Below are 12,166 nucleotides of genomic sequence, written 5' to 3'. Positions count from 1 at the left end.
ACTCCGCATGACCCGCCGTCACACCGCCCTCGCCGCTTCCGTTCGCCCTGCCATGCTTGCCGCGGTGCTTGCGCTTGCCGCTGCCAGCGCTGCCCTGCTGCCGCACCCCGCCCGTGCCGCCGACAAGCCAGCCGCCATCCCGGCCGCCGCACCGGCCGGCAACTGCCCGGCCTCGCTCAATTTCCAGTTCCCGCGCCTGCAGGACGAAGCGCCGCAGAACCTCTGCCAGTACACCGGCAAGGTCGTGCTGGTAGTCAATACCGCGAGCTATTGCGGCTTCACGCCGCAGTACGAAGGGCTCGAAGCGCTCTACGCCAAGTATCGCGATCGCGGGCTGGTGGTGCTGGGGTTCCCGTCCAATGACTTCGCGCAGGAGCCGGGGTCGTCCAAGGAAATCGCCGATTTCTGCTACAACACCTACGGCGTCAAGTTTCCGATGCTCGGCAAGTCGCACGTGCGCGGCGGCGAAGTCAATCCGATGTACGCGCTGCTGGCCAGGGAAACCGGTACTGCGCCGAAATGGAACTTCTACAAGTACCTGATCGACCGCAGCGGCAAGGTCGTGGCCAGCTACAACAGCATGACCAAGCCCGACGACAAGCAGTTCGTGGCGAAGATCGAACAGTTGCTGTCCAGCCCGCGTTGAGCGGTCCGTACCTGTCTTTCGCTTGCGACAGCCCGGCCATGGCCGGGCTGTTTTGCTTACGGAAATTGACCTGCATCAAGCTCCCATTGTTGCCCGCTGATTAACGTCGCCGCTTTCAGATGGCGGAGCGCGACGATGGGCATCACCTTGTACGACGCAGACGGACACACCTGCCTGATGTTTGCCGACCTGGTCGAGGAAGCGCATGGCGAGGTGGTGCAGACCAACCAGTTCCTGGTGGTGGACCACGGCCACGGCGCGCTGATCGATCCCGGCGGCAACATGACCTACAGCGAGCTGTACCTGGCCATCAGCCGCTACTTTCCGCCAAAGCAGCTTGACTACGTCCTGGCCTCGCACGCGGATCCGGATATCGTCGCCTCGGTCGGGCGCTGGCTGACGGGGTCGGATTGCCAGGTGCTCATCTCCAAGGTCTGGGCACGCTTTCTTCCGCATTTCTGCCAGGCGGGCAAGACCGCCGGCCGCATCGTCACGATTCCCGATGCCGGCGCGCATATCCCGCTCGGCCGCGGTTCGCTGCTTGCCCTGCCGGCGCACTTCCTGCACTCGGAGGGGAATTTCCAGTTCTACGACCCGGTCAGCAAGATCCTGTTCTCGGGCGACCTGGGTGCTGCCATGACGAGCGCCGGCGAAGCCGGCACCACGGTCACGGATTTCGATGCCCATGCACCGCGCATGCTGCCGTTCCATCAGCGCTACATGAGCGGCAACCGCGCCTGCCGGTTGTGGGCGGCCATGGCGCGAACGCTCGACATTGACTGGATCGTGCCGCAGCACGGGCCGTCGTTTCGTGGCAAGGCCATGGTGGCGCGCTTTATCGACTGGGTCGAGAACCTGCAATGCGGGCTGGACCTGCTCACGCCTAACCACTACCGCGTGCCGCCAGCCCGCGCCGCGATGGCCTGATCAGTCGCGGACCAGGCCTTCCGCGCGCATGGCTTCCTGCACGGCAGGGCGCGCGGCAACGCGCGAGAGGTATTGCTGCAGCGACGGGTAGGCCGACAGCGGCATCATCAGCATGCGTGCCCAGCCCATGATCGTGAAGCAGTAGGCATCGGCCACGGTGAAGGTGCTGCCGGTCAGGTACTCGCGGGACTGCAGGTGGCGGTCGAGTTCGGCGAAGCGCAGCTGCAGCTTGGCCTTGCACGCCTGCGCCGTGCTGTCGGCGGTTTCCTTGTGCCACAGCCACGGGCTGAACACCTTGTGCAGCTCGGTGGAGACCAGCGTGAGCCAGCCGTTGGCTTCGAGCCGCTCGCGCGTGCCGGCAGCCGGCAGCAGCTTGCGCTCGGGCACCAGGTCGGCGATGTACTGCAGAAGTGCCGAGACTTCGCTGTGGCGCGAGCCATCGTCAAGCTGCAGTAGTGGCACGTAGCCGCGCGGATTGACCGTATAGTAGTCGTCGGTGCCGTGCTCGGCTTCCACCAGCTTGTGGTGGATCAGGTCGACCTTGGCGAGCGTGACGGGCAGGCCCGCTTCACGCAGGGCGATGTGGACCGCCATCGAGCAGGCGCCGGGGGAATAGTAGAGCTTCATCAGGATGTCCTATGTCGCGTTGGGCGGCCACTGCGTCTTGCAGTGGCCGTGCAGGCAGTCTAGGACTCGCCCCGGTGGCAGGCAATGCGCAGGGGCGCGGAGCGGCCCTGCAAATTTGCACAGGAGCGTGCGATCAGGCGAGCAGTTGCGAGAGCGCTGCCGGCAGGCCCGCATTGGGCTTGCGCGGCGGGCGCGCGAAGCTGCCTTCGCGCGTGGTGCCGGCCTGCAGCGCGACCAGCGATTCGCAATGGCGCACGGCGCTGCTGACGCCATCGACGACCGGCACCGGAATGCGGCCCTTGAGCGAACGCGCCAGTCCCGCGAGCGGCGCGCCGGCGACGATGATCACGTCGGCGCCGTCTTCGCGCACGGCCTGCAGGCTCAGTTCTTCCAGGCGCGCGGCATGGTCTTCCTGCACGCTGCCGATATCGCGCAGCGGCTCCTGCAGCGAACGGATGCTGGCCAGGCGCGAGGCGAGCCCGTTGCTGGCCACGCATTCGCGATACCACGCCTCGATCCGATGCGAGATCGCAATGATCGAGAAGCGCTGGCCCAGCAGGCAGGCGCTGGCCAGCGCGGCTTCGGTCATGCCGACCACGGGCACGTCGAACAGCTCCTTGAGGCCGGCCAGGCCCGGGTCGCCGAACGCGGCGACCACGAGGCCGTCGAACTTGCCGGCATGTTCGGCGGCCGCGCACGCGGTGGCGTAGCCGCCGACCAGCGCTTCAAAGCGCGTTTCGATATAGGCCACGCCGAACTGCGCGGTGGCCATGGTGATCTGCGTTTCGGGCGCGGCGGTGCGCAGGGCTTCCGCGTGGATCAGGTCGGTGACCGACTCGCTGATGTTGGGGTTGACGATCAGGAGATTCATGTTGGGTTTGCGATGGATTCTGGTTCAGACCTCGGGTTGCCCCGCTTCGAGGAACCTGCCGCGTCCGGCCGCGGGCTCCAGATACTCGCCATTGCGCACGAGCATGTCGCCGCGCGAGAAGGCGGTCACGGGCCAGCCCGTCACTTCGATGCCCTCATACGGCGTGTAGTCGACCGCGTGATGCAGCGCACTGTTGGTGATGCGCACCTTGCGTGCGGGATCCCACAGCACGATGTCGGCATCGGCGCCGACCGCGATGGTGCCCTTGCGCGGATACAGGCCATAGATCTTGGCCGGGCGGTACGAGGTCAGCTCGACGAACTGGTGCAGCGACAGCTTGCCGCGCGCCACGCCGTCGAACAACAGCGGCAGGCGGGTTTCGATGCCCGGCACGCCATTGGGAATGTGGTCGAACGAATGCTCGGTGCTGCCGCCGAGCTTCTTGCCCTGCGGATCGTCGTAGTTGAACGGTGCATGGTCCGACGAGAACACGCTGAACACGCCGTTGACCAGCGCGCGCCACACGGCGGCCTGGTTCTCGGGGTCGCGCGGCGGCGGGCTGCAGACGCACTTGGCGCCTTCGTAGCCGTCATCGCCGGGCAGGCCCATGTCCTCGGCGGTGAGGTACAGGTACTGCGGGCAGGTCTCGGCGAGGATCTTCAGCCCCCGGCCCTGTGCCCAGCGGATCTGCTCGATCGCTTCCTTGCCCGAGACATGCACGATCAGGATCGGCACATCGACGAGTTCCGCGAACGTGATGGCGCGGTGCGTGGCCTCGCGCTCGACCGGCGCGGGACGCGCGAGCCCGTGGAAGCGCGGGGCGATGCGCCCTTCGCCGGTCAGCTTGCCGGTGAGCCACGAGATGCAGTCCGAATTCTCCGCGTGGACCATCACGAGCGCCTTGTGTTCGCGCGCGACGTCGAGCACCTCCAGCATTTCGCGGTCCGACAGCTTGAGGTCGTCATAGGTCATGTAGACCTTGAACGAGGTGTAGCCCTTGCGGATCAGCGCCGGCAGTTCGTCCTGCAGCACCGCGGGCGTCGGGTCGGCCACGATCAGGTGGAACGCGTAGTCGATCACGGCGCGGCCTTCGGCGCGGCTGTGGTAATCCTCGACCGCGGCCTTGAGCGAGGCGCCCTTTTCCTGCGCGGCGAACGGGATCACCGTGGTGGTGCCGCCGCAGACGGCCGCGCGCGTGCCGGTGAAGAAGTCGTCGGCCATGCGCATGCCGTCGGGCATGGGCTGGTCCAGGTGGCAGTGGCCATCGACGCCGCCGGGCAGCGCGAGCAGTCCGGTGGCATCGATTTCGCGATTGCCTTGCGGCAGGCCCTGGCCGAGCGCGACGATGCGGCCGTCGCGCACGCCGATATCGCACTGGAAGCGATCGGAAGCGGTGACCACGTCGGCATTGCGGATCACCAGGTCGAGGTTGTTGTCTGCGGGCATGGTCATCACTCCGGTTTCTTGATGTCGCTGCCTTACTGGACTTCGCGGAACAGCCGGCCCCAGCCGGTCAGCGCGCGCGTGTCGACGCCGGCCAGGCGCAGCGACTTCCACACCACGGTGGAGATGGTGTCGTACACGGGAATGCCGGTCTCGGCTTCCAGCGCTTCCACCAGGTGCGCCGCGCGCAGGTTGGTGCAGAACGTGGTGATGGCCTGCGGCGCATCCTTGGCGAGTTCGCGCACCATGGTGCGGATGATGTCCTCTTCGACCTCGGCGAAGCTGTAGTTTACGTGCAGGTCAAGGTGGCGCTCGGCCGAGCAGTCGAAGCCGCTGCGCTGGTAGTTGGCGACGATGCGCTGCTGCACGTCATCGAGATACGGCGTGGCCAGGCCGAAGCGGCGGGCGCCGGTCTTCTCCAGGATCTCGTTGAGCGCCAGCACCGAGGTGGTGGCGGGGATGCCCGTGGCTTCGGTGATCTGCTTGCACAGCGCCTCGTCCTTGTCGAAGCCGAGCCAGCCCGACGACGTGCCGTTCCACGCGATCACGTCGACGCGCGCGTCGGCGAGCAGGCGCGCGGCGGCCAGGATCTTCTCCAGGTCGAACTGGCCCAGCGCCTGGTCGCGCAGCGAGATCTCGGTGACGGTAAAGCGCGAGAAATGCGCGCTCACATTGGGCAGGCCGCTGACCATCGCGCTGGTGATCGGTTCGAGCGCGGTGTTGGAGGACGGCGTCAGCATGCCGAGGCGGATTTGCTTGGTCATTGCAATGGTTCTCAGGAGTGGTGCGGGCGCCGTCATGCGCGGCGCTCCGCTGTTTGTTTTTGGGCTTACTGTTCGGGCTTGTCGTTGAAGGCGAGGGCGGTGCCGGGCACGCGCTGGCTGGTGCGTGCCAGCTCGAGCTCCTTGCGCAGCGCCGCCTGTCGCGCGGCGTCCGGGTGCACGGCCTTGCCTGCCTGCAGCGCGGGCAGCACGTAGTCGTTCACCATGCGCCGGTACAGGTCGAGGTAGGCCGCGTCGCGCAGGCCGCCTTGCGTGGACATGATGCTGTTCATTACGATGACCGCGTTCTGCTTCGGCAGCACGGTGATGAACTGGCCCTTGTAGCCCATGGCGCTGAATTCGCGCTCGCTCTTCACGATGTTATTGACCCAGCAGTAAAAGCCATAGTCCGGCGCCGGTCCGGACGGCGTGGTCATGCGTGCGACCCAGGATGCCGGCACGACCTGCTCGCCGTTCCAGCGGCCCTGGTTCAGCATCAGCATGCCGAGCCGCGCCATATCGATGGAGCGCAGGCGCAGGCCCCAGCCGCCGGAGACCGCGCCCTTGCCATCGGCGCCGTCCCAGCGGTAGTGCTGCATGCCGAGCGGCTTGAACAGGCGTTTCTCGGCATATTGCTGCTCGGGCAGTCCGGTGACCTGGCTGATGGTGGCGCCGACCAGCACGGGATTGACGTCGATGTAGTCGAACTCGGTGCCAGGCGCGACGCGCACGCTGGCGGAGGCCGCGACCTTGAGCCGGTCGGGCACGCCGTAGTAGAGCGTGTCGGTGCCTTCCACGAGCTTGTACGACAGCCCGCTCGACATCGACATCAGGTGACGCAACTGGATCGCCTGCTTGTTGGCAAGCGCCGGCGCAAGGTCGGGGCGCGCGGCGGCAAGGCGTGCGGCCGGCGCGTCCTCGGCGTTGAGCTTGCCGTCTCCGACCAGCGTGCCTACCAGCAGGGCGCTGATGAACTTGGTGACGGAATACAGCTCATGGTTGTAGTCGCGCGAGAGGCCGTCGCCGTAGCGCTCGAACACGAGCTTGCCGTCCTTGATGACGAGCAGGCTGCGCACGTCGAGCTTGTCGCGGCGGATCCATTCGGACAAAGCCACGAGCTTGGCCGAGTCGACGCCGACAGCTTCGGGTTGCGCGCTCGGAATGCCGTCGGCGCTTGCACGGGCGGGTGCCGCCGGGGCGGCGTGTGCCTGCAGGGCGCCGACGGCAAGCACGGCGGCGGCCAGCATGCGGGGGATGCGAGTCATGATGTGTCTCCTCCATCGCGCGCCGTCCGTTGGACGGACGCCTGCGCGACGGGTGCGGATATGGCTTTTTTTGGGGACCGGTGCCGGTCAGACCGGAAGCTTGGTTTCGTAGTCGATCGAGGTGGAAGCCAGCAGCAGGCCCACGCCGGCGGCCGCGAAGAACATCAGCGCCAGGAAGTAGGAGCCCGTGGCCTGCACGATCAGGCCGACGATGATCGGCACGCTGATGCCGGCGATATTGCCGCCCAGGTTCATCAGACCGCCGAGGAAGCCGATCTTGTTGCGGGTGCCCAGCATCGACGGCACGGACCAGAACAGGCCGCACCAGCGCAGGAAGAACATGGTGGAGGAGAGCAGCGCCACCACGGCTACCGCGTTGGCGACATAAGCCACCGAGAAGATCGATACGGTGGCGACCACGGCCGCGATGCCGAACAGCGTGCGCATGACCACGTTGGGGCGGCCGCCGGCTTCCTTCCACTTGTCGGCGATCCAGCCGCCGACGAGTTCACCGACGAAGCCACTCATGAAGATGAGGAAGCTCGCGCCGCCCATCGTCTTCAGGTCAAAGCCGCGCGCCTTGCTCAGGTAGGTCGGCATCCAGGTCAGCAGGCCATAGAACACGGCGTTGAAGCACATCCAGCTGATGGCCATGCACCACACCGAGCGGTACTTGAAGAAATCGAGCGAACGACCGGACAGGTTGGTCGGCTCGGTGCTGTGCTCGCGTGCGTGGGCTTCCTCGATGTGGCGCGCTTCGAGTTCATTGACGCCGCTGTGTTCGCGCGGGGAATTGCGGATGTACCACCAGGCCACGAAGCCGGCCAGCACGGTGCCGACGCCGGCGACGACGAACGACATGCGCCACGAGCCGAGTTCGCTGATCAGCCCGGCGATGATGAGCGAACCGAGCGCCGCTCCCAGCGGTGCGCCGCCGTCAAGCAGCGTGGCACCGCGGCCGCGTTCGTTCTGCGTCATCCAGATGGCGTTGAGCTTGCCGCCGGCCGGGTAGATCGGCGCCTCCGAGGCGCCCAGCCCGAGCCGTGTGAGCAGCAGCGAGGTGGCGTTGGTGCAGACCGCCGCAATCGCCTGGAAGAAGCCCCAGCACACGGTGGCGCAGGCGATCACAATGCGCGGCTTGTACTTGTCGGCCAGCATGCCGCCCGGGATCTGCATGAATGCGTAGGTCCAGAAGAACGAACTGAGGATCAGCCCCTGCATGGCGGGACTGAGGTCGAACTCCTTGGCGATCAGCGGCATGGCCACCGACAGCGACGCGCGGTCGATGTAGTTGATCGCGACGAGCATCAGCATCATCAGGAAAATCTTCCAGCGCACGCTGCTGCGCGTGGCCGTGAGGGTGCCGGCTTGGCTTGTCGTTTGCATGACGAGGTGTCTCCTTACTCCTTGGGTCCTTCGATTGAGGCGCTTGTAGTGGGTGTCGCGCAACTGGTTCGGAGTATAGGATACGTAATCTGTAATTACAACTCTCGTAAGTCATTGATTTTACGAGATTGCGGTAGCACAATTCTGGGTGTGATAGCCTTCGTTTGGTGCAAATTCCCCATGCTGGTGACGTCCGTGACACAAACGCTTCCGAAAACCGCCCGTCTGCGCACGCTGGGCATGTCCGCCGAAATCGCCGCGCGGCTGCGCACGATGATCGAAGAGGGCGAATTGCCACCCGGCGAGCGAATCGACGAGCGGGCCTTCTGCGAGGCGTTCGATGTCTCGAAGACGCCGCTGCGCGAGGCGCTCAAGGTGCTGGTGGCCGAAGGGCTGGTGCTGCACCGGCAGTACATCGGCTACCGCGTCGCGCCGCTGGACCTGGACGAACTGCGCGCCACCTTCGAGACGCTGCACGGCCTGGAGGCGACCGCCGGCGAACTGGCCGCGCAGCGCCTGAATGAAGCGGCGCAGGCCAAGCTGGAGCGCCGTCACGTGGCCATGATCGAAGCGCATGCGGCGGGGCGGCGTACCGACTATTTCCGCATCAACCAGGAAATCCACCAGCTCATCATCGACGGGGCCGCCAACCCAGTGCTGGCCGCCGTCTATGCCGCGCTGATGAGCAAGGTGCACCGCGCGCGCGGCGCCGCCAATGCGGATACGCTGCGCTGGCAGGAGTCGCATGAGGAACATGAGGAGATCATGGCGGCCCTGCGCGAGCCCGGTCGTCCGCGCCTGGCGCAGGTACTGCGCCGGCATTCCGAGAACACCGCCAATGAAGTGCTGACGGTGGTCGCGCGTTCGCTCGCAGGGGCGGCCGACCGTCAGGCCCATCCATCCAAGGGAAGACAATGAAACTGGTAAGAACTGGCCAGCCCGGCGCCGAGCGCCCGGGCCTGATCGACGCGCAGGGCAAGGTGCGCGACCTGTCCGGCGTGGTGGCGGACATTTCTGCATCGCAGCTGTCGCCGGAGGCGCTCGCGCGCCTGGCCCAGGTGGACGCCGGCACGCTGCCGGTGGTGGAGGGCGCGCGCTTCGGCGTGCCCTGGACCGGTATCGGCAAGATCATCGCGATCGGCCTGAACTATGCGGACCACGCGGCCGAGGCCGGCATGCCGATTCCCGCCGAGCCGATCGTCTTCCTGAAGGCCAACAGCTCGCTCAATGGTCCGGACGATGACGTGATGCTGCCGTACAGGTCGCAGAAGTCCGACTGGGAGGTGGAGCTGGGCGTCGTGATCGGCACCACGGCGCGCAATGTCTCGCGCGAGGACGCGCTGAGCCATGTGGCGGGCTATTGCGTGGTCAACGATGTCTCCGAGCGCGAGTTCCAGATCGAACGCGGCGGCACCTGGGACAAGGGCAAGGGCTGCGATACCTTCTGCCCGGTCGGCCCGTGGCTGGTGACGCGCGACGAAGTGCCGGATCCGCAGGCGCTCGGCCTGTGGCTGGAGGTCAATGGCGAACGCGTGCAGAAGGGCAGCACCGCGACCATGGTCTTTGACGTGGCCACGCTGGTCAGCTACGTCAGCCGCTTCATGACGCTGCAACCCGGCGACCTGATCGCCACGGGCACGCCGCCGGGCGTAGGCATGGGCTTCAAGCCGCCGCGCTTCCTGAAGGCGGGAGACACCATGCGTCTGGGCATCGAGGGCCTGGGCGTGCAGGCGCAGAAGGTGGTGCCTTACGCCTGAGTGATCCGCCCGGGCGGCACAGCGCACGACATGCGTCGCGCAGGGCGGGCGTGCAAGGCGCCCGCCAGGTTCCCCGTCGAAACGCTTTTATACAAAGCGTTGGGTTCCCATACAAAGCGTGCCATGAGAGCAACAGTTCCGGTGTCGAAAACGGCCGGGTTACATCGATTTACATCAAATCCCGCCTTTGACGTTTCCGTTGCGATTTCTGCGTGAAATACTGATTGTAAGGACGGCGTCCTGACCGTCCCGCAGTCTCTGCCAGAAGAGCAATGCCATGTCCGAGCACGCCCCCGAGATCGAGACCTACCTCGGTACCACGCTGAAGCGCCGTTTCTGCGCGCTGGCCGACACCCTGGACAGCCGCGCCGAACTGGAAGCCATACGGCGCAACATCCACCAGAACCCTGAACTAGCCTTCGATGAAGTCCGGACCTCCGGGCTGGTCGCCAGCCTGCTGGAAAGCTGGGGCTACGCGGTCACGCGCGGCGTGGGCGGCACCGGCCTGGTCGGCACGCTGAAGGCGGGCACCGGTGGGCGCAGCATCGGCATCCGCGCCGACATGGACGCATTGCCCATCCACGAGCGCACAGGCCTGCCATACGCGAGTGCGCACGAGGGGCGCATGCACGCATGCGGGCATGACGGCCACACCGCCATTCTGCTTGGTGCCGCGAAGCAGCTCGCGCGTACGTGCAACTTCAATGGCACTGTCCACCTGATCTTCCAGCCGGCCGAGGAAATCGGCGCCGGCGGCGGGGCCGAGCGCATGCTGGCCGATGGCCTGTTCGAACGCTTCCCGTGCGACGCCATCTTCGGCCTGCATAACCATCCCGGCGTGGAGCAGGGCCACTTCCTGTTCCGCGCGGGCCCGTTCATGGCGGCCTGCGACACCGTCACCATCACCATCCGCGGCAAGGGCGGCCATGCCGCGCGCCCGCACCAGTCGGTCGATCCGATCCTGGTGGCCGGCAGCCTGGTGCTGGCGCTGCAGTCGGTGGTGTCGCGCTATGTCGACCCGAACGAAACCGCCGTGGTCACCATCGGCACGCTGCACGCGGGCCATGCTCCCAATGTGATCCCGGACAGCGCGCGCATGGAAATCAGCGTGCGCTCGTTCAGCCCGGAAGTGCGGGCGTCGCTGGAGACCCGCATCCGCCAGCTTGCGATCTCGCACGCCGAGGGCTACGGCGCGGTGGCCGAGGTGAACTATGTGCATGGCTACCCGGTGCTGATCAACAGCGAACGGGAAACCGATTTCGCGCGGCAGATCGCCGAGGAACTGGTCGGCGCCGACAAGGTGGTGACGCAGGCGGCGCGCATTACCGGCAGCGAGGACTTCGCCTACTTCCTGCAGCAGCGGCCCGGATGCTTCGTGCGGCTGGGCAATGGCGCCAACCAGCCATTGCTGCACAACCCGGGTTACGACTTCAATGACGAGAACCTGACGGTTGGCGCGGCGTACTGGACCAGGCTGGTGGAGCGCTATCTGGCCCGGTAGGCCGGTGGCCCGGTACACATCGATCAGCGGCTTCAGCGAAAAAACGCACTCGGCGGCACCCCGAACTGCCGCTTGAACATCGTCGCAAACGCGCTCGGACTCTCGTAGCCGAGATCGAGCGCCACGTCCACCACCTTGCCGCCTGCGGCCAGTTTCTCCAGCGCCGCCAGCAACCGCGCCTGCTGCCGCCACTGTCCGAACGTCATCCCGGTTTCCCGCGCGAAGCGGCGCTGGATGGTCTTGGGATCGACGCCAAGCCGTGCGCCCCAATCGGCCAGCGTCAGGGGGATATCGGGCGCGGCGACGATGGCGTCGCAGATCTGCCGCAGTCCCGCATCGACGGGATGCGGAAGGTGCAGGGGCAGCGTCGGCACCAGGACCACCTCATCGAGCAGCAAGCGCGCCAGCCGGCCGTCGCGCGAATCGGCGGAGTAGGGCAGCGGCATGTCGATCGCGGCCAGGATCAGTTCGCGCAGCAGCGGCGAGATGCCCAGCACCGTGCAGCGCTGGGGCAGGTCCGGCGCCGCGTCGGGCCGGATATAGGCGGTGCGCATCTGCACCGGTCCCACCATGCGGATCCAGTGCAGCGTGCCGCCGGGCATCCACATGCCGCGCGTGGGCGGCACGATCCACTGGCCCTCGTCGGTCGATACGACCATCACACCGCGGACGGCGTGGATCAGCTGGGCATGCGGATGCTGGTGCCGGGCCGTGACGTCGCCGGAATGGTAGTCGGCCGCCATGGCCGTGACCGGCATTGGGCCCCGATCAAAGTGCACATAGCGCGGCGGGTGGGTGTGCGTGTCTCCCAGGGCCTGGGTTTGCGCCGGTGCGGGCTTCCACACACGTGAGGCAGGCATGTCCTTTTCTCCAGGGTTGCGGACCCATTCTCGCAGGACAGGCGATTTAGGGCCAGATAGCATCGCATTTCTACTGTCCCGACGAGCGCCCCCAGCGGTTCGTCATCCGTCCTGTCGAGACC

Annotated in this window: 12 protein-coding genes; 5 read left to right on the top strand and 7 right to left on the bottom strand. The window is 66.5% G+C overall.

Translation table 11 applies throughout. From position 1 onward, the window contains the following. Positions 1-7: 7 nt before the first annotated feature. On the top strand, positions 8-646 hold the full coding sequence (locus AC3FNH_RS21445) for a glutathione peroxidase (protein WP_488721484.1): 639 nt from the start codon (positions 8-10) through the stop codon (positions 644-646). Positions 647-781: 135 nt separating this feature from the next. Then, positions 782-1,573 carry an oxygen-binding di-iron domain-containing protein gene (locus AC3FNH_RS21440; protein ID WP_488721483.1) on the top strand — a complete coding sequence of 264 codons (792 nt, stop codon included), beginning with the start codon at positions 782-784 and terminating at the stop codon, positions 1,571-1,573. Here AC3FNH_RS21440 and gstA read toward each other — a convergent pair whose 3' ends face one another. The 6 genes from gstA to AC3FNH_RS21410 form a co-directional block, all read right to left on the bottom strand. Beyond that, complete coding sequence (gene gstA, locus AC3FNH_RS21435; protein ID WP_488721482.1) at positions 1,574-2,200, bottom strand: glutathione transferase GstA; 627 nt, start codon at positions 2,198-2,200, stop codon at positions 1,574-1,576. Between the two features lie 133 nt (positions 2,201-2,333). After that, a complete protein-coding gene (locus tag AC3FNH_RS21430) occupies positions 2,334-3,071 on the bottom strand; it encodes an aspartate/glutamate racemase family protein (protein WP_488721481.1) in 738 nt (245 codons plus the stop codon). A gap of 24 nt (positions 3,072-3,095) precedes the next feature. Beyond that, complete coding sequence (gene hydA, locus AC3FNH_RS21425) at positions 3,096-4,517, bottom strand: dihydropyrimidinase (protein ID WP_488721480.1); 1,422 nt, start codon at positions 4,515-4,517, stop codon at positions 3,096-3,098. Between the two features lie 32 nt (positions 4,518-4,549). Continuing rightward, positions 4,550-5,278 (bottom strand): maleate cis-trans isomerase family protein, encoded by a 729-nt coding sequence (locus AC3FNH_RS21420; RefSeq protein WP_276099080.1) that lies wholly within the window; start codon positions 5,276-5,278, stop codon positions 4,550-4,552. 65 nt (positions 5,279-5,343) lie between these two features. Next, positions 5,344-6,540, bottom strand: a complete 1,197-nt coding sequence (locus AC3FNH_RS21415) for a serine hydrolase domain-containing protein (RefSeq protein WP_488721479.1) — start codon at positions 6,538-6,540, stop codon at positions 5,344-5,346. An 87-nt stretch (positions 6,541-6,627) separates the two neighbouring features. Continuing rightward, entirely contained in the window at positions 6,628-7,926 is a 1,299-nt protein-coding gene (locus AC3FNH_RS21410) for an MFS transporter (RefSeq protein ID WP_276099082.1), read from the bottom strand. A gap of 180 nt (positions 7,927-8,106) precedes the next feature. Between AC3FNH_RS21410 and AC3FNH_RS21405 the strand changes: the two genes are divergently transcribed. The 3 genes from AC3FNH_RS21405 to AC3FNH_RS21395 all read left to right on the top strand — a co-directional run bounded on the left by AC3FNH_RS21405 (position 8,107) and on the right by AC3FNH_RS21395 (position 11,184). After that, on the top strand, positions 8,107-8,844 hold the full coding sequence (locus AC3FNH_RS21405) for a GntR family transcriptional regulator (RefSeq protein ID WP_276099083.1): 738 nt from the start codon (positions 8,107-8,109) through the stop codon (positions 8,842-8,844). Beyond that, positions 8,841-9,683 (top strand): fumarylacetoacetate hydrolase family protein, encoded by an 843-nt coding sequence (locus tag AC3FNH_RS21400; RefSeq protein ID WP_276099084.1) that lies wholly within the window; start codon positions 8,841-8,843, stop codon positions 9,681-9,683. The genes AC3FNH_RS21405 and AC3FNH_RS21400 overlap by 4 nt, the downstream gene beginning before the upstream one ends. Before the next feature lie 277 nt (positions 9,684-9,960). After that, positions 9,961-11,184 carry a M20 aminoacylase family protein gene (locus tag AC3FNH_RS21395; RefSeq protein ID WP_488721478.1) on the top strand — a complete coding sequence of 408 codons (1,224 nt, stop codon included), beginning with the start codon at positions 9,961-9,963 and terminating at the stop codon, positions 11,182-11,184. A gap of 32 nt (positions 11,185-11,216) precedes the next feature. Here the strand turns inward: AC3FNH_RS21395 and AC3FNH_RS21390 are convergent, their stop codons facing one another. Further along, entirely contained in the window at positions 11,217-12,044 is an 828-nt protein-coding gene (locus tag AC3FNH_RS21390) for an AraC family transcriptional regulator (RefSeq protein WP_488721477.1), read from the bottom strand. Positions 12,045-12,166: the final 122 nt, after the last annotated feature.

This window comes from Cupriavidus sp. 22TCCZM01-5 (genome assembly GCF_057798915.1).
This window is presented reverse-complemented; position numbering and strand designations above follow the sequence as displayed.

What these genes read in the sequence shown, in the direction of transcription:
- AC3FNH_RS21405 (WP_276099083.1), top strand. Translation starts at nt 8,107, where the DNA reads ATGCTGGTGACGTCCGTGACACAAACGCTTCCGAAAACCGCCCGTCTG.
- AC3FNH_RS21445 (WP_488721484.1), top strand. Translation starts at nt 8, where the DNA reads ATGACCCGCCGTCACACCGCCCTCGCCGCTTCCGTTCGCCCTGCCATG.
- gstA (WP_488721482.1), bottom strand. Translation starts at nt 2,200, where the DNA reads ATGAAGCTCTACTATTCCCCCGGCGCCTGCTCGATGGCGGTCCACATC.
- hydA (WP_488721480.1), bottom strand. Translation starts at nt 4,517, where the DNA reads ATGCCCGCAGACAACAACCTCGACCTGGTGATCCGCAATGCCGACGTG.
- AC3FNH_RS21415 (WP_488721479.1), bottom strand. Translation starts at nt 6,540, where the DNA reads ATGACTCGCATCCCCCGCATGCTGGCCGCCGCCGTGCTTGCCGTCGGC.
- AC3FNH_RS21420 (WP_276099080.1), bottom strand. Translation starts at nt 5,278, where the DNA reads ATGACCAAGCAAATCCGCCTCGGCATGCTGACGCCGTCCTCCAACACC.
- AC3FNH_RS21390 (WP_488721477.1), bottom strand. Translation starts at nt 12,044, where the DNA reads ATGCCTGCCTCACGTGTGTGGAAGCCCGCACCGGCGCAAACCCAGGCC.
- AC3FNH_RS21410 (WP_276099082.1), bottom strand. Translation starts at nt 7,926, where the DNA reads ATGCAAACGACAAGCCAAGCCGGCACCCTCACGGCCACGCGCAGCAGC.
- AC3FNH_RS21400 (WP_276099084.1), top strand. Translation starts at nt 8,841, where the DNA reads ATGAAACTGGTAAGAACTGGCCAGCCCGGCGCCGAGCGCCCGGGCCTG.
- AC3FNH_RS21430 (WP_488721481.1), bottom strand. Translation starts at nt 3,071, where the DNA reads ATGAATCTCCTGATCGTCAACCCCAACATCAGCGAGTCGGTCACCGAC.
- AC3FNH_RS21395 (WP_488721478.1), top strand. Translation starts at nt 9,961, where the DNA reads ATGTCCGAGCACGCCCCCGAGATCGAGACCTACCTCGGTACCACGCTG.
- AC3FNH_RS21440 (WP_488721483.1), top strand. Translation starts at nt 782, where the DNA reads ATGGGCATCACCTTGTACGACGCAGACGGACACACCTGCCTGATGTTT.